The sequence below is a fragment of the Chromohalobacter sarecensis genome (assembly GCF_023061135.1).
Taxonomy (GTDB): Bacteria; Pseudomonadota; Gammaproteobacteria; order Pseudomonadales; family Halomonadaceae; genus Chromohalobacter; species Chromohalobacter sarecensis.
In genome coordinates this window covers 296,736-313,326 of record NZ_JAKGAN010000002.1, presented here as the reverse complement: position 1 = coordinate 313,326, position 16,591 = coordinate 296,736, and the positions used below count along the sequence as shown (strand labels likewise).

The window sequence follows — 16,591 nt, the reverse complement described above, 5'->3', positions numbered from 1 at the left end:
GTAAAGACGATGCTGGGTTGGTATCCCGGACACATGCACAAGGCCCGCCGCCAGATAACGGAGGCGCTGCCGGAAATCGACGTGGTACTCGAAGTCCTCGATGCCCGCCTGCCCTACTCCAGCGCCAACCCCATGCTGGCCGAGCTGACCGAGCACAAGCCGGTGCTCAAGGTGCTTTCGCGGGCCGATCTCGCCGATCCTGAGCAGACCGAGCGCTGGGTGGAGCACTTCAACGCTCAGCCCGACATCCGCGCGCTGGCGGTCACTACCACCCAGTCACGCGAATTGAAGCGCATTCCCGCGCTGTGCCACGAGCTCGCCGGCCATGTGCGCGCCGACCGCGACGTGCGCGTGATGGTGATGGGCATTCCCAACGTCGGCAAATCGACGCTGATCAACGGCCTGGCCGGCAAGAAGCTCGCCAAGACCGGCAACGAGCCGGCGGTCACCAAACGTCAGCAGAAGATACGCCTTGATGGTCGCGTTGCGCTGATCGACACCCCCGGTGTGCTCTGGCCAAAGATCGAGGATCAGGCCAGCGCCTATCGCCTGGCGGCCAGCGGCGCGATCCGCGATACCGCGATGGAATACAGCGATGTTGCCATCGTTGCCGCCGCCGAGCTGGCCAAGCGCTATCCGGAGGCCCTCAAGGCGCGTTACAAGCTAAAGACGTTGCCTGCCTACACCCCCAACCCGGATGCCGGCAACGTCGAGGCCGATGGACCGCCGCACCGTGATCTGCTGGCGCTGGCCGGTTTCGATGGCCAGGCCATCGTCGAAGCCATCGCCGGCAAGCGGGGTGGCCTGCGTGCCGGCGGTGTCGTCGACATGCACCGCGGCGCCGAAGTGCTGCTGCACGAACTGCGCGACGGCAAGCTGGGGCGTCTGACGCTGGAGACGCCGGACGACATTCCCGTACCCGAGGAAGACGATCCCTCTCTGGACGAGCCGGTTTCCCCGGCCTGAAGCCAGGCTTTTACCCTTCTACTTCAATCGCCTATTACAGTGCGGGCCATTTGCGTGGCCCGCGCGCCACGGTATGCTAGGAAGCGGCGCGGCAGCCCGCCCCGAACGGTACGGAAACACCGCCTCCACCCCATCGGCTGCGCAGCAAACGGAAGCCCCATGGATACCGACACGCCCATTCGGAAATCGCACAAGCTCGATAACGTCTGTTACGACATTCGCGGCCCGGTACTCGACCACGCCAAGCGGCTCGAAGACGAAGGTCAGCGCATCCTCAAGCTCAACATCGGCAATCCCGCATCCTTCGGTTTCGAAGCTCCCGAAGAGATTCTTCAGGATGTGATGCGCAACTTGCCGACGGCCCAGGGCTACTGCGATTCCAAGGGACTTTACTCGGCGCGCAAGGCGATCATGCAGGAATGCCAGCGCAAGAGCATTCCCGACGTCAGCGTCGAGGATGTATTCGTCGGTAACGGCGTCTCCGAGTTGATCGCCATGGCCATGCAGGCGCTGCTTGACGACGGCGACGAGGTATTGATTCCCGCGCCCGACTATCCATTGTGGACGGCATCGGCCAACCTCTCCGGCGGGCGACCGGTGCATTACCTGTGCGATGAACAGGCCGACTGGGCGCCGGACTTGAACGATGTGCGCGACAAGATCACCGCGCGCACCAAGGCCATCGTCATCATCAATCCCAACAACCCCACCGGCGCTGTCTATCCGCCGGAAGTGGTCAAGGAGTTGCTGGCGATCGCGCGGCGCCACGGCCTGGTGGTGTTCTCCGACGAGATCTACGACAAGATCCTCTACGATGACGCCGAGCATGTCTCCACCGGTGCCCTGGCCGACGACGACCAGCTCGTGGTGACGCTCAATGGACTGTCCAAGAGCTATCGCTGCGCCGGGTTTCGCAGCGGCTGGATGATTCTCTCCGGGAATCGCGGCAAGCAGCGCGCCGACGACTTCATTCAGGGGCTCAACATGCTGGCCTCGATGCGCCTGTGCGCCAATGTGCCCGCGCAGCACGCTATTCAGACAGCGCTCGGCGGCTATCAGTCGATCAACGACTTGGTGCTACCCGGTGGGCGTCTGCTCGCCCAGCGCGACATCACCTATGACAAGCTCAACGCCATTCCCGGCGTCAGTTGCGTCAAGCCCAAGGGAGCGCTTTACGCCTTCCCGCGTCTCGACCCCGAGGTCTTCAACATTCAGGACGATCAGAAGCTGGTGCTCGATTTGCTCCTGCAGGAGAAGATCCTGCTGGTCCAGGGCACGGCCTTCAACTGGCCGACGCCCGATCATGTGCGCATCGTCACCCTGCCTTGGGCCGATCAACTCGACGATGCCCTCGAGCGCTTCGCCAACTTCTTGTCACGTTACCGCCAATAACACGCTATCGCCGATGCCCCGGACCTTGCCCGAGCCATGCCCGGCTCGGGCGGCAATCATCGCACTTTCAACGATTATCGACATTTGTCTTGAAACCCAAGGCCAGACGCCGTATCTAATGGCCAACAAGAATCGACATGACCATTGCTGTCTCACTGATTGAGGGAACCCAACGATGATGCGAATCCTGCTGTTTCTGGCGACCAACCTAGCCGTGGTGATCGTGGCCAGCATCACCCTGCGAATACTCGGGGTGGAGCCTTATCTCAACGCCAACGGGCTCAACATGAACAGCCTGTTGATCTTCTGTTTCGTGTTCGGCATGGCAGGGTCGTTGATCTCGCTATTCATCTCCAAATGGATGGCGAAGAAGAGCACCAAGGCCAAGGTGATCGAGCAGCCCAGCAACGCGACCGAGCAGTGGCTACTCGACACCGTCGGCGAGCTGGCGCGGGATGCGGGCATCAAGATGCCCGAGGTGGCGATCTTTCCCGCGCAGCAATCCAACGCCTTCGCCACGGGCTGGAACAAGAACGATGCCCTGGTCGCGGTATCCGCCGGTCTGCTCGAGCGCATGCGTCCCGAGGAAATCCGCGCGGTACTAGCGCACGAGATCGGCCACGTTGCCAATGGCGACATGGTCACGCTGGCGCTCATTCAGGGCGTGCTCAACACCTTCGTGATGTTCTTCGCGCGCGTCGTCGCGCAACTGGTGGATAGCTTCCTGCGCCGTGACGATGATGGCGGCGGCCTGGGCTTCTTCGGTTACATGGCGGTGGTCGTCGTTGCCGAGATCGTCTTCGGCCTGGTGGCCTCGGTCGTCGTCGCCTGGTTCTCGCGCTTCCGCGAATACCGTGCCGACGCCGCCGGTGCCAAGCTTGCCGGTAGCGGCGCGATGATCAATGCCCTGGGACGTCTCAAGGCCGAAACGCAGATGAAGGACCAGATGCCGGATACGCTGACGGCCTTCGCCATCACCTCCGGCCAGACACGCAAGATCATGGAGCGCCTGTTTTCCAGCCACCCGCCGCTGGACGATCGCATTCGCGCCCTCAAGGAAAGCGCCTACCGCGAATAATCGCGGCACGCGACTGCGCAACGCAAAACACCCACCGGCCCTGAATTCATCAACAGGTCAGTGGGTGTTTTCGTATCGGCACGGGTTAAGGCGCCAAGCTGCTTTTTGGAAACCAATTTATTTTTTGGAAACCAAGCTACTGTTTCGAAACCAAGCTACTTATTGGAAAGCTTGACCTTGAAACCGAAGCCTTCGAGGGCGTCACGTAAGCCGCCCTTGTTCTGCTTGAGTTCGACACGCAGGGTGGAAAACTCACGGCGCAGCGGATACTCGGCGCGGTAGGCGTCAAAACCTGCCGCCATGCCCATGCGCCGTCGATAGCGATCGAACGCCAGCATATCGCGGCGCACGTCGTAGCAGGCCCGCGTGCATAACGACAGCGCTTCCAGCGGCGGCGACCAGGGCGTCAGGACGATCTTGCGCAGCCACGGGTCCGGTTTGAGCTGACCGAGCTTCTTGCGCGCCGGCAAGCCGAAATGGCGCATCGCCGCTTGGTAGACCAGCTCGGTGCCACGCATCTTGCCGTCGATGCTATGCCCGGCAATATGCGGCGTGGCGATATCGACGAGATCGTAGAGGCCTTGATCGATGCCCGGCTCGTTCTCCCACACATCGAGCACCACGCGCAGATCATTGGTGCGCTCGAGACGCTCGCGCAGGGCCTGATTGTCGAGACAAGCACCACGCCCAGCGTTGATCAGCACGGTGCCCGGCGCCAGGGCCTCGATACGCGCCGCATCCAGCAGATGCCGGGTCGCGTGTTCCCCGTCCTTCACCAGCGGCGTATGCAAGCAGACGATATCGGCACGCTCGAGCAGGCTATCCAGCGCCAGGAAATCCTCACGGCCTTCCGTCTCGGCACGTGGCGGATCGCAGATCAGGCATTCGACGTCAAGATCGTCGAGACGCTCCGCCAGGCGGTTACCCACGTTGCCGGCCCCGACGATGCCGATGGTCTTGCCGGCCAGATGGAAGCCATCTTCCTCGGCCAGCAACAGCAGGCTCGAGAGCACGTAGTCGACCACCGAGTCGGCATTGCAGCCCGGCGCGTTGGCGAAGCCGATGCCTGCTTTTTGCAGGTAGTCGAGGTCGACATGGTCAGTACCGATGGTGCAGGTGCCCACGAAGCGTACGCGGGATCCATCGAGCAGCGCCGCATTCACCGGCGTGATCGAACGCACGACCAACAGGTCCTGATCGCGGACCGCCGTCGCATCGATGTCGCGCCCAGGCAAGCGGGTGATATCGCCCAGCTCACCGAAGAATTCGTCGGCCAGAGGAATGTTTTCATCGACCAGGATGCGCATGACCTTCTCTTTTCTCCCTTGTTCACGTCCGACGGCCGGTTACAATACGCGCGGGGCGCACTTGCCCGCCCACGGCCACGCCGGGGACGGCACTTGCCGGGGATTCGATACCCGCCGGGAATGTCGATAGTAGGCCCGCGAAAGACACGTCACAAGCCCATTGCCAACCACAACGGCAGCCACCAGGAGTTCTCGTGATCGTCCGCTGGGAAAGTGAACACGACTACGTTCTCGTGCATGTCCACCAAGATATGTTCGGGGACTGGATATTCAGCCGCGCCTGGGGCCAGATCGGCACCCAGTTCGGCGGCCTCAAGCATCAACTCGCCGACAGCTATGCGCAGGCCATGACCTGGCTCGAGGATGTCGCGCATATCCAATCTTCACGCGGCTTCGCCAAGGTCTTCGAGGCCAGCGATGAGACCAGCCCCGAGGCCCAGGCAGCGGTGCGCCAGCTGTCGCTGCTCGACGGCCTCTAACCCCGCGCCCGCACCTCGCGCGGCCGCGGCCCTCAGCGGTGACGAATCAAAAAGCAATGGTGCAGATCCGGACGCCGTGCGAAGTCCGGGTCGAACGTCCGCGCCGAAATGTCTTCCACCGCAAAACGCTCGCCAATGGCGGTGTCGAGCGTGAAGCGCCGCTGATTGTTGGAAAACACCAGAGTACCGTCCGCTGAAAGGCGCGCCATCGCCAGCTCGATGAGCCGCGCGTGATCGCGCTGCACGTCGAGTACGTCATCCATCTTCTTGGAATTGGAGAACGTCGGCGGGTCCATGAAGATCAGGTCGAACTCGCTACCTGCGGTTTCCAGCCACCGCAGGCAGTCGTCACGAATCACCCGATGCCGGCTGGGATCGAGGCGGTTGAGCGCGAAGTTATCGCGTGCCCAGGTCAGGTAGGTATTGGAAAGATCGACACTGACACTGTCGCTCGCCCCGCCCAGTGCCGCCTGAACCGTGGCCGTTCCTGTGTAGCAGAACAAATTGAGAAAGCGCTTGCCGTCGGCCATGTCGCGCAGCATCCGGCGCACGGGGCGATGGTCCAAAAACAAGCCGGTATCCAGGTAGTCGCGCAGGTTGACCCACAACCGCGCTACCCCTTCGCTGACCTCGAAACGTTCGCCGCTGGCCCCCTGCTTGGTGTATTGCGCCTTGCCCGATTGCCGCGTGCGCTGCTTATAGTGCACGTCCTCTGGACGCACGCCGAGCACCTGGGGGATGACCTCCAGGGCATCGAACAAGCGACGCTGCGCCTGGCGCGGGTCTACCGAGCGCGGTGGCGCGTATTCCTGTACGTGTACGTGGTCGCCGTAGACATCCACCGCCAGGGCGTATTCCGGCATATCCGCATCGTAGAGCCGATAGCAACTCTCGCCGGACTGTTTGAGCCACTTTTTCAGTCGCTTGCGGTTCTTCTCCAGTCGGTTGGCGAACATCTGCGCGCCCTCATTGCGCGGGGCGCGGCCCGGCACCTCCTGAGCGCCCTGCTCGCCTGCCGAGTCGCTTTTTGTCGAGCCCTTAGCAGAGGCCCCGCGCGAAGCGCTCTCCGCCACGACCGGGATCAGCAGCAACTTGCAATCCAGCGGCCCATTCTTGAACGCATACTGCTTGGTGGCCCGCAGCCCAGTGCGGTGGCCCAAGTCGGGGTTGCCGGTGAACAGTGCCAGTTGCCAGCCCTCGAACTCGGCGCGCAGACGCTCGCCGAGAGCGGTGTAGATAGGCACCACCCCGGGCAACTCACCCAGACGCTCGCCATACGGCGGATTGGTGATGACCAGCCCCGGCCCGTCGATGCCTTCCGGGCGCGTGAGTTGTGCCACCTCGGCGCCTTGCAGCTCGATCAAGGCGGGAATCCCCGCGCGCATGGCGTTGGCCTTGGCGGCCGCGATGGCCGGCGGGCTCTGGTCGCGACCGAACAGCGTTGACTTCACGCGGCGACGCCCCACGCTGGCACGGGCATCCGCCTCGCGCTTGAGCTCCTGCCATGCGCCGGGATCGTGACCCGCCCAGGCCTCGAAGGCGAAATGAGGCCGGGCCAATTGGGGGGCGATATCCGCCGCCATCAAGGCCGCCTCGATGAGCAGTGTGCCTGCTCCGCACATGGGGTCGAGCAAGGGTTCGCCCCGCCGTGCCCGCGCCGGCCAGTCGGCACGTATCAGCAAGGCCGCGGCGAGGTTCTCCTTGAGCGGCGCGTGGCCAGCATCGAGGCGATAACCACGCTGATGCAGACTACCGCCGACCAGGTCGAGCCCTAGCAGCAAGCGGCCACGATGCAGGTGTGCGTAAATACGCATATCGGGGTTTTTGAGCTCGATCGTCGGGCGCTCGTGTCCGGCCGCCTGCAGCGAATCGACGATACCATCCTTGACGCTTTGAGCGCCGAAGCGCGTATGGCGGATATGCTCGGATTGGCCGTGGAAATCCACGGCCAGACTATTTCCGGTACGCAGGTGCGCGCGCCAATCGACCCGGCGGGCGGCCTCGACCAGCGCCTCGGGACGCTCGATATCCTGCTCGCGCAGAAGACACAGCACCACGCGATTCGCCAGACGCGACCACAGGCAGATGCGATAGGCCATCGCGACATCGGCCTGAACGTGGACACCCGCCACGGTGGTGCCAGTCACCTCCGCGCCGAAGCCCGCGAGTTCGTCGGCCAGCAGGCCCTCGAGGCCCCGGGGACAGGTGACGTAGAGCGTCAAGGATGGGGATTGCACATCGGTCATAAAGTCGTCATCCCGGCGCCACGCACCGGTCATATTCCTGTGGTTTACATGGAACGTTTGGCTTATGCCAAATCGCTGGTCGACAAATCCGCCTCAAAGCACTAAACATTAAAGGTAGTAGCTACTGAAAACGCATGCGTTTCGTGTCCGGACGTTCCGGTTCATGGCGGTGATGGGTGCCCCATTGTCGGCATGTACTGTCAGATCTCAACAATCGGTTCTTGATAAGAGGCCATCCGATGAAACGACAGAAACGTGATCGCTTTCAGCGTGCATATGTCCACGGATACAAAGCCGGTATGACGGGGCGCTCTCGCGATGACTGCCCCAGCCAGGACATCAACCTCCGTGAATACTGGATGAGCGGTTGGCGTGAAGGTCGTGGGGACCAATGGGCCGGCATGACGGGGATTTCCGGCATCCATCGAAACCCCATGGTACTGTGATGGTAGAACTCTTCGTGGCACCTGGATCAACACCCCATTGACAGGTCCATGACAAGGCCCGCATCGCGGGCCTTTTTATTTCAAAGCACGCTACTCATGTCAAAGCACACTACTTATGTCAAAGCACGCTACGCCAGCGCCCCAGCGCATTCGCCTACCAGCGCCGGTCCGCGATAGATAAAGCCAGTATACAGCTGCACGAGATCGGCCCCCGCCTCGCACTTGGCACGCGCCGCGTGCGCGTTATCGATACCGCCGACGCCAATGATCGGCAGCGTCGGTAGATGACGGCGCAACTCGTGAATCACCCGATTGGACGGCTCGAACACCGGGCGTCCGGAAAGCCCGCCCTGCTCCTCGGCGTGCTCGAGCCCCGCCACCGCCTCGCGTGACACGGTGGTATTGGTAGCGATGACCGCGTCGACAGCGTTGGCCGCCAGCGCCTGTGCAACGAGCGCGACTTCGTCGTCACTCATGTCAGGAGCAATCTTCACGGCCAGAGGCACACGCCGGCCATTGGCATCGTCGAGGCGATGCTTTTCCTCGACTAGGGTGCCCAGTAACGCCTCTAGATGCTCGCCGAACTGTAAGTTGCGAAGTCCCGGCGTGTTCGGCGACGACAGATTCACCGTGACGTAATGCGCATGCGCATGCACCTTGCGCAGACACGTCAGGTAATCGTCCACCGCGTTCTCGACTGGCGTACTCAGATTCTTGCCAATGTTGATGCCGATCACGCCGTGATAGCGGCTCTTGCGTACATTGGCGACCAGCGCGTCGACACCGGCATTATTGAACCCCATGCGATTGATGATCGCCCCTTTCGCCGGCAGCCTGAACAGGCGCGGCCTGGGGTTGCCCGGCTGTGGCTTGGGCGTCACCGTGCCCACTTCGACGCAGCCGAAGCCAAGCGCCCCGAGCGCATCGAGGTGCTCGGCGTTCTTGTCGAGCCCCGCCGCCAGCCCCACGCGATTGGGGAACGTCAGCCCCATCAGCGTGACGGGCGCCTCGACATGCGTGCTCATCCACCTACCCAGCCCCAGGCGATGGCCGGCATCGAGTGACGTCAGTGCAACGCCATGGGCGGTTTCAGGATCGAGTCGGAAAAGTAGCGAACGGGCCAGGGCGTACATGGATCCTCGGACAACATAATGAGCGGCAAGAGGTGAAACGGGCGCGCAGTATAGCGTAGCCACACCCAAAAGCGCAGAGCCCCGCGTTCGCGCATGGCGAAGCGGGGCTCACGTCGAGGTGCATCAGCACCCCGACATTGCAGCGAGCTTACGGCTGAGTATCGAGTTGCTGCACGCGTAGCGTGTAGTTGTTGACGCCGCTCATCGCACTGCCGAACTTCCGGCCCTTCACCCAGACAGTGTAGCGTCCCGGCTGCAGCGTCGTTTCGATGTCGAAGTCACTCTCGAAACCTTCACCTTTGTCACTGGCCACGACATCACCGCTCTCGTCGAGGATCCGCGCTTCGAGGCTATAGGTGCCCTCATTGCCGGGGAAGGTCGAGCTGGTCACCGACACGGTACCCGCTTCCACCACATCGAAACTCAACACCTTGCCCTGCTCGCGAATGGCCAGGTCGGTCACGATCTCGTCGAACGCGTCCGGCAAGGCCTCTTCGTCGTCCTGCGTGGCCGCCGAGGGATCACTGCTTGACGTGGAGTCCGATGCCGCATCGTTCGCTGCCGATGACGTTGCGGCGGTACCCGAGGCCACTGCAGACGCCGACTCGGCCGCTTCACGACGCGGTGCTGCGATGGTCGCCACGTCATCTTCATCATCGACGAAGGCCGTTGTACGGCCATCTTTACCCGGCCCACCGAACATGATGCCACCGCCGGCGTCGACACCGCTCTCCTCACTCGAGAGCCGATTGCCCTGGGCATCCAACTCATTGACGGAGACAACGAAGCTATTGCCGCCCGTCTTGGTGGTACCGAACTTCTGACCGGAGACACGCAGCACGTAATCGCCGGGCTCCAGGCGCTCCTCCATAGTCAAGCCATCGTTCTGGCCCAACCCCGACGCCGAGGCAATCTCATTGCCTTGAGCGTCGAGCAAGGTCGCTTCGATTCGGTAATCGTCGGAGTCGCCCGGCAAGGTCGAACTCTGGAATTGATAGCGCCCTGCCTCTTCAACGGTAAAGGGATGCCTCTGCGTCCCGCCGAAGAAAAAGCTCTGGCTACGTGCGTCGGAGCTCGACTGGAAGAAATCGGTAAGATCGATTTTAGCCGCCGCTTCGTGCGCCTTCTGCTGTGCAGCACTCTGGGCCATGGCCAGTGACGACGTACCGGCCAGTCCCAAGGCCACAAGCATTGTGGTAATCACGCGATGATTCATGGGGCTTCTCTACTTGGCTTCGAACCTGAGTCGGATACAGCATATCAGAGACATAAGCGCCAATGCTTCACTTGCGGGTTCGAAGAGGAAGGAAAAACGACAACGCCCCGAGCACGCTGCTCGGGACGTTGTGAGCGATTGGCTTATCCCTCGCCGTTGCTCTCGGCGAGATCGACCAGTTCGCGAATGGCCACCGCGAATAGCGGGAAGCCGCCCTGAGCACCGGAACGCACCTCGTTGAGCAGACCACACCAGCGTTCGACCAAGCCCGCGTGGCGTTCCAGCCACTGCTCGACACGAGGCTCCACACCACTTGGCGCGCCGTCCATCTTGAGCACGCTGACGGTCAGCGCCAATTGCTGACGATCGAGATCGTCGCGGAAGGTTTCGCGCGCCTGCGCCTGCCAGCTATCGCGCACTTTCAGTGCGTTGATCTGGGTATTCATCCACGGCAGCTCCAGACGATGGCCGATGTCGTAATAGACCTCGGCGACACGCTGGATCTTCTCGTCGGTGGCACGGGCCGCCTCGATGATGCCCAGCCCGGCGTACAGGCTGTCAGCCGCCGCGACGATACTCGCCAGAGAGGTCGGCACGCCGGCCTTTTCCAGCTCGTCACGACGCGCGTCCCACATTTCATGGTCCTCGCCGCGCAGGCGCTTGCCGATCCCCTCTTGCAACTGCGTGATACGCGGCGCGAAGTACTCCACCGCCTCTTGGATGCTCTGGTTGGTGCGGTGACGCAGGAACCAGCGTGTGGCCCGGCGCAGCAGCCGCATCAGATCGAGCATCATGCCGTACTGAACACGGCTTTCGACCTGATGATCGAGGGCCTCGATCTGCTCCCAGAGACCTTCGAGATTGAAGCAATCGCGTACGATGAGATAAGCGCGGGTCACTTCCGCTCGCGTGGCGCCGGTGGAGTCACGCAGACGCCGCACGAAGGTAATGCCCATGTGATCGACCAGGTCGTTGGCGATCTGCGTCGCGGTGATCTCGCGCTTCAAGCGATGCTGATACATCTCGTCGGGGAAGCGCTCGACCAGCGTCTGCGGGAAGGCCCGCGCCATGTGCCGCTGGACATGCGGGTTGTCCGGCAGATCGGAGGCGATCATGTCGGTCTTCAGCGCGCTCTTGGCATAAGAAATCAACACCGACAGCTCAGGTAGCGTCAGCCCTTTCTCTACATTGGAGCGTTCGAGTAGCGCCTCATCGGAAGGCAGGAACTCTAACTCACGATCCAGACCGCCGGCGGCTTCCAATTCATTGATGAAGCGCCGATAAGGGCCCATGCCTTGCTGGCTGAGAATCTCCGACAAGGAAAGTGCCTGGGTCTGGCGATAGTTATCGCGCAGTACCAGTTCACTCACTTCCTCGGTCATGCTCGCCAGCAACTCATTGCGCTGCTTGTCGGTCATATCGCCGGCTTTGACGATGTCATCGAGCAGGATCTTGATATTGACTTCGTGGTCGGAGCAGTTGACCCCGCCAGCATTATCGATGAAGTCGGTCGTGACGCGAACGCCCTGCTCGGCAGCTTCCATTCGCCCGAGCTGAGTAAAGCCGAGGTTGCCGCCTTCACCGATCACACGGCAGCGCAATTCATGCCCATCGACACGCAAGGCGTCGTTGGCTTTGTCGCCCACCTCGGCATGCGTCTCGTCGGAAGACTTGACGTAGGTGCCGATGCCGCCATTCCAGAGCAGGTCGCAACGCGAGGTCAGAATCGCGCGAATCAGCTCGTTGGGCGACAACTTGCTGGCCTTGATGTCGAAGGCCTTTTTCATCTGCGGCGTGATGCTGACGGACTTGGCATCGCGCGAGAACACGCCACCTCCCTCGGAGATCAAGGTGGTGTCGTAATCTTCCCAGCTCGAGCGCGCCAGCTCGAACATGCGCTTGCGTTCCTTGAACGAGGTCGCCGGATCCGGATCGGGGTCGACGAAGATATGCCGGTGGTTGAAGGCAGCGATGAGGCGGATCTTGTCCGACAACAGCATGCCGTTGCCGAACACGTCGCCCGCCATGTCGCCGACACCCACTACGCTAAACGGTATCTCCTGGGTGTTGAGACCCATTTCACGGAAGTGGCGCTTGACCGATTCCCAGGCACCCTTGGCAGTGATCCCCATCTTCTTGTGGTCATAGCCATGCTCACCGCCGGAGGCGAAGGCATCGCCCAGCCAGTGGCCGTATTCCAGCGAAATGGCATTGGCGATGTCCGAGAAGGTCGCGGTGCCCTTGTCGGCGGCCACTACCAGGTAGGGATCGTCATCGTCGTGACGCACCACGCGCTCGGGCGGCACGGTCTCGCCACCCTCCAGGTTATCCGTCACGTCGAGCAGCGCACGAATGAAGGTCTGGTAGCAGGCAATGCCTTCCTTCTGCACCGTGTCGCGGTCGGCGCCATCGGGCATGCGCTTGCAGATGAAACCGCCCTTGGCACCTACCGGGACGATGACGGCGTTCTTGACCTGCTGCGCCTTGGCCAGGCCCAGGATCTCGGTCCGGAAGTCCTCGTGACGATCGGACCAACGCAGCCCGCCGCGCGCGACCTTGCCGCTGCGCAGGTGAACGCCCTCGACGCGCGGCGAGTAGACGAAGATCTCGAACATCGGGCGCGGTTTAGGCATGTCCGGCACTTGCGTCGGCTCGAGCTTGAGGGCGATGTAATCCTTGGCCTCGCCGTCTTCACGTCGTTGGTAATAGTTGGTGCGCAGCGTCGCCTGGATCAACGCCATGTAGCGACGCAACAGCAGATCGTCATTGAGGCTGGCCACCTCATCGAGCAGGCCCTCGATACGCGCCACGCACGCCTCGATCTCGCTGTCACCGGCGGTATCGTCGGGATCGAAGCGCAGCTCGAACAGCGTCACCAACTCGCGGGTAATTTCCGGATAGCCGGTCAAGGTATTGGCGATGTAGTCCTGCGACAGCCCGAAGCGCAGTTGCTTGAGATAGCGCGCATAGGCACGCAATACCGCCACTTCGCGCCATGCCAAGTTGGCACCGATAACCAGGCGATTGAAGGCATCGCTTTCGGCATCGCCGGTCCAGATCCGCGTAAATGCCTCGATGAAGACATCACGCATTTCCTGCAGATTGACGACCCCGTCACCACGGTGTTCGAGGGTGAAGTCATGAATCCAGTAGGCCTGATCAGGGCACTCGACCTCGTAGGGACGCTCGCTGATCACTCGGAGCCCCAGGTTCTCGAGCACCGGCAGCACATCGGAAAGCGGAATCGGATTGCCGGCGTGGAACAGCTTGAGGTTGACCCCGTCGATATTCTCTTCGACCAGCCGATAAAGGCTCAGGCTGATCGGCGCGTTGGCGTTCAGCTCGCCGAGGTGGTGAATATCGTAGACAGCGGTGCGCGCCGAGAAGTCTTCGCGATAGCTGCTGGGAAACGCCTCGCGATAATCTTGCATCAGGCGGTTGGCCTGTTCCTCACCGTAACCCTCGACCATGGCTGCCTGCAGATCGTCCCGCCAGCTACGCGAGAGCGCCGTGATCTTTTTCTCCAGGCGGCGTATATCGTATTCGGCCGGGCGCTCGCCGTTGAAACGCAAGATGAACTGGATCCGCGCCAGCACCGACTCGGAGAGGTACGTATTGAAATCGCCGAAGGTGGCATCGAGCTCTTCGCAGAGCAGGTTCTGGATACGCACGCGCAATTCGGTGGAAAACACATCACGCGGCACGAACGCCAAGCACGAATAGAACTGGCCGAAACGGTCCTCACGAATGAACAGCCTCACCTTGCGGCGTTCGCGGATATTGAGGATGCCGAAGGCAGTCTGCGCCAGCTCGTCGGTATCGATCTGGAACAGGTCGTCACGCGGATAGACTTCGAGAATCTGCGTCAGCTGTTTGCCGTTGTGTCCCTTCGGATTGACGCCTGCGGCCTTGATGACGGCTTCGATCTTCTTGCGCAGCACCGGCACATTGCGCGGTGATTCGTTGTAGACCGTCGAGGTATAAAGCCCCAGAAAGCGGCGTTCGCCGATGACGCGACCGTCTTCGTCATAACGGTCGATGGAGATGTAATCCGGATAGGCAGGACGATGCACGCGTGCGTGATAGGCGCTCTTGGCGAAAGACAATAGCTCCGGCACCAGTACGTACTGATCGTCTTCGACGCCTTCGTCGGTACTGATACGTTCGCGATAACGCGGCTGGTCGAGCTTGAAAACGCCCAGCTCGCTCTTAGGTATCTGGCGCAGGCGATCCTGATCGTCTTCCTGCAGCACCTCGTATTCGTCATAACCCAGGAAGGTGAAGTGGTCGTCGAGCAACCACTCGAGGAAAGCGATGGCCTCTTTATGATCATCGGCCTTGATCTGCTTCGGACGCTGCGCCTTGAGTTCCTTGATCGCCTCGCGCACTCGCTCGCGCATGGGATCGAAATCTTCTACCGCCGCCCGCGTATCGCGCAGCACCTCATCGAGCCCCTCATGCAAATCATCCAGGGTGGTCGGATCGGAATGACGGTCGACCTCGACCAGAATGATCGACTCACGCGCCGTCGGCGCATCCTTGGCCTGGGTCGAGGTCACGCGCTTGAGGTGATGCTTGGCATCGCGCTCCACCGCCAGGACGGCGTTGTGGATCGCATGCACGGTCAGTCCGCGGCGGTTGAGCTCGATACGCACCGAGTCGACGAGAAACGGCATGTCCTCATGCAGCACGGCTACCACAGTGTGCGGCGACTGCCAGCCGTGCTCCTCGAAATCGGCGTTGAAGACGCGCACCTTGGCATCGCTAGGATCATGCGTCTGCATGAAGTGCCACGCCGACAACGTGGCGCCATAGATATCATCCAGACCGCGCTCGGCGGCTTCCTCGAACGGCGCCGAGGCATACAGGTCCTCGGCGAAGGCAGCGATCTGCTCCACTTTTTCCTGGGGAAGCCGCTTGGCCAGTTGTTCTTTGAGCTGGGCGAGAAATTCTTCCTTGCCCTCGATCGCAACGTGTTGCATCAAGCACCTCGTCTACGACCGGCCGCTCTTCATGGCGACCGATGAATGATCCTTCGGCGGCATGCACGCGTATCGCGTGTACCACCACGGTGACACGAGCTTACGCCTATCGTGCGTCAAGCCCCACCAATGTGACGCACCCTCATGGCGTATGCCGGTTGTGCATGGGCCTCGTCACGCCTGTGCTGGCGCTTCCCGGCGTTCCAGCAGCACGCCACATTCGCAGTGGTCGGTATACGGAAACTGATCGAACAATGCGAAACGGGTTACGATATGGGTCTCGCTCAATGTCTCGAGATTCGCCTCGAGTGTTTCAGGGTTACAGGAAATATAGACGATGCGGGCGTAGGCTTTTAACTGCTCGCAACTATGCGCATCGAGTCCCGCCCGCGGTGGGTCGACCAGCGCCGTGGTGAAGGCATGCTCGTCGAGCGCCAGCGCCGCCACGCGCCGCCCGCTTTTCTCGCCAGCCAGGGCTTCGCTGAATTCCTCGGCGGACATCCTCGCCACCACGGCGTTGACCACACCATTGGCGTCGAGATTGACGTTAGCCGAAGCGACCGAAGTCCGCGAGATTTCGGTGGCCACCACGCGACGAAAGTTCTCTGCCAGCGCAATCGTAAAATTGCCATTGCCGCAATAGAACTCCACCAAATCGCCATCGCGGCTCTCGCGGGTCACGTCTCGCGCCCACCCCAGCATCGACCGGCAAATCGCCGCATTGGGCTGAGTGAAGCTGTTCTCCACCTGCTGATAGACGAATTCGCGGCCTTCGACGTTCAGCCGCTCCCAGACATGATCGCGCTCAAGCACCAGACGCTGCTTGCGCGCCCGGCCGATGATCGATACGTCCAAGGCTTCCTGCAACGCTCGTGCTTCTTGCTCCCAAGCTTCGTCGAGTTGGCGGTGATAGATCAAGGTCACCAACGCCTCGCCACTCAGCGTGGTCAAGAATTCGACCTGGAACAACTTACGCCGCAGGGTATCGCTGGCCAACAGTGCATCGCGCAGGACCGGCATGAGCGCATTGATGCGCTCGCCCGCCACCGGATATTCATCCAGGCGAATGACCGCCTTGCGCTTGGGATCGGCGGGGTCGACCTCGAACATGGCATAGAACAGATCGTCGCCGTCATGCCAGATACGAAACTCGCAGCGTTGCCGATAATGACGCGGCGGCGAGGGAAACACCTCCAGCGGCGGTGGAGAGAAGCGCGCAAATTGCGCCGTAATGCGCTCGCGTTTGGTGTCGAGTTGGGACTCGTAACGTTCGGGGTCGACGACGGGTACGGCCACGAAAACTCCTTTCAGCAAAAACTCGCGATGTCGCCGCAGCGACACCGTCT

The 16,591-nt window shown here is 61.7% G+C and carries 11 protein-coding genes; 5 read left to right on the top strand and 6 right to left on the bottom strand.

The features are described 5' to 3' along the window. Positions 1 to 9 precede the first annotated feature (9 nt). The 3 genes from ylqF (at position 10) to htpX (ending at position 3,436) form a co-directional block, all read left to right on the top strand. Positions 10 to 966, top strand: coding sequence for a ribosome biogenesis GTPase YlqF (gene ylqF / locus L1071_RS04320; RefSeq protein WP_246969136.1), 957 nt, complete (start codon positions 10 to 12; stop codon positions 964 to 966). 159 nt (positions 967 to 1,125) lie between these two features. Further along, positions 1,126 to 2,358 (top strand): pyridoxal phosphate-dependent aminotransferase, encoded by a 1,233-nt coding sequence (locus L1071_RS04315; RefSeq protein WP_246896619.1) that lies wholly within the window; start codon positions 1,126 to 1,128, stop codon positions 2,356 to 2,358. A gap of 175 nt (positions 2,359 to 2,533) precedes the next feature. Then, positions 2,534 to 3,436 (top strand): protease HtpX, encoded by a 903-nt coding sequence (htpX, locus tag L1071_RS04310; RefSeq protein ID WP_246969133.1) that lies wholly within the window; start codon positions 2,534 to 2,536, stop codon positions 3,434 to 3,436. A 155-nt stretch (positions 3,437 to 3,591) separates the two neighbouring features. Here htpX and pdxB read toward each other — a convergent pair whose 3' ends face one another. Beyond that, positions 3,592 to 4,743, bottom strand: coding sequence for a 4-phosphoerythronate dehydrogenase PdxB (gene pdxB / locus L1071_RS04305; protein WP_246969131.1), 1,152 nt, complete (start codon positions 4,741 to 4,743; stop codon positions 3,592 to 3,594). Positions 4,744 to 4,937: 194 nt separating this feature from the next. On the opposite strand from pdxB, the gene L1071_RS04300 reads away from it, so the two are divergent. Continuing rightward, positions 4,938 to 5,222 (top strand): hypothetical protein, encoded by a 285-nt coding sequence (locus L1071_RS04300; RefSeq protein WP_246969128.1) that lies wholly within the window; start codon positions 4,938 to 4,940, stop codon positions 5,220 to 5,222. A gap of 32 nt (positions 5,223 to 5,254) precedes the next feature. Here the strand turns inward: L1071_RS04300 and rlmKL are convergent, their stop codons facing one another. After that, positions 5,255 to 7,468: a bifunctional 23S rRNA (guanine(2069)-N(7))-methyltransferase RlmK/23S rRNA (guanine(2445)-N(2))-methyltransferase RlmL gene (gene rlmKL / locus L1071_RS04295; RefSeq protein ID WP_246969126.1), complete on the bottom strand. Its 2,214-nt coding sequence runs from the start codon at positions 7,466 to 7,468 to the stop codon at positions 5,255 to 5,257. Positions 7,469 to 7,707: 239 nt separating this feature from the next. Between rlmKL and rmf the strand changes: the two genes are divergently transcribed. Further along, positions 7,708 to 7,914: a ribosome modulation factor gene (gene rmf / locus L1071_RS04290; RefSeq protein ID WP_040243900.1), complete on the top strand. Its 207-nt coding sequence runs from the start codon at positions 7,708 to 7,710 to the stop codon at positions 7,912 to 7,914. Between the two features lie 128 nt (positions 7,915 to 8,042). Here rmf and L1071_RS04285 read toward each other — a convergent pair whose 3' ends face one another. The 4 genes from L1071_RS04285 to trmA all read right to left on the bottom strand — a co-directional run bounded on the left by L1071_RS04285 (position 8,043) and on the right by trmA (position 16,541). Then, the gene (locus L1071_RS04285; protein WP_246969124.1) at positions 8,043 to 9,047 is read right to left on the bottom strand and encodes a quinone-dependent dihydroorotate dehydrogenase; all 1,005 of its coding nucleotides are present in this window, start codon (positions 9,045 to 9,047) and stop codon (positions 8,043 to 8,045) included. Positions 9,048 to 9,195: 148 nt separating this feature from the next. After that, positions 9,196 to 10,263 (bottom strand): hypothetical protein, encoded by a 1,068-nt coding sequence (locus L1071_RS04280; protein WP_246969122.1) that lies wholly within the window; start codon positions 10,261 to 10,263, stop codon positions 9,196 to 9,198. Positions 10,264 to 10,406: 143 nt separating this feature from the next. Continuing rightward, positions 10,407 to 15,245 carry an NAD-glutamate dehydrogenase gene (locus L1071_RS04275; RefSeq protein WP_246969120.1) on the bottom strand — a complete coding sequence of 1,613 codons (4,839 nt, stop codon included), beginning with the start codon at positions 15,243 to 15,245 and terminating at the stop codon, positions 10,407 to 10,409. Positions 15,246 to 15,419: 174 nt separating this feature from the next. Further along, positions 15,420 to 16,541, bottom strand: a complete 1,122-nt coding sequence (gene trmA, locus L1071_RS04270) for a tRNA (uridine(54)-C5)-methyltransferase TrmA (protein WP_246969119.1) — start codon at positions 16,539 to 16,541, stop codon at positions 15,420 to 15,422. Between the last annotated feature and the right edge of the window lie 50 nt (positions 16,542 to 16,591).

What these genes read in the sequence shown, in the direction of transcription:
- ylqF (WP_246969136.1), top strand. Translation starts at nt 10, where the DNA reads ATGCTGGGTTGGTATCCCGGACACATGCACAAGGCCCGCCGCCAGATA.
- rmf (WP_040243900.1), top strand. Translation starts at nt 7,708, where the DNA reads ATGAAACGACAGAAACGTGATCGCTTTCAGCGTGCATATGTCCACGGA.
- rlmKL (WP_246969126.1), bottom strand. Translation starts at nt 7,468, where the DNA reads ATGACCGATGTGCAATCCCCATCCTTGACGCTCTACGTCACCTGTCCC.
- L1071_RS04315 (WP_246896619.1), top strand. Translation starts at nt 1,126, where the DNA reads ATGGATACCGACACGCCCATTCGGAAATCGCACAAGCTCGATAACGTC.
- pdxB (WP_246969131.1), bottom strand. Translation starts at nt 4,743, where the DNA reads ATGCGCATCCTGGTCGATGAAAACATTCCTCTGGCCGACGAATTCTTC.
- htpX (WP_246969133.1), top strand. Translation starts at nt 2,534, where the DNA reads ATGATGCGAATCCTGCTGTTTCTGGCGACCAACCTAGCCGTGGTGATC.
- L1071_RS04275 (WP_246969120.1), bottom strand. Translation starts at nt 15,245, where the DNA reads ATGCAACACGTTGCGATCGAGGGCAAGGAAGAATTTCTCGCCCAGCTC.
- L1071_RS04280 (WP_246969122.1), bottom strand. Translation starts at nt 10,263, where the DNA reads ATGAATCATCGCGTGATTACCACAATGCTTGTGGCCTTGGGACTGGCC.
- L1071_RS04285 (WP_246969124.1), bottom strand. Translation starts at nt 9,047, where the DNA reads ATGTACGCCCTGGCCCGTTCGCTACTTTTCCGACTCGATCCTGAAACC.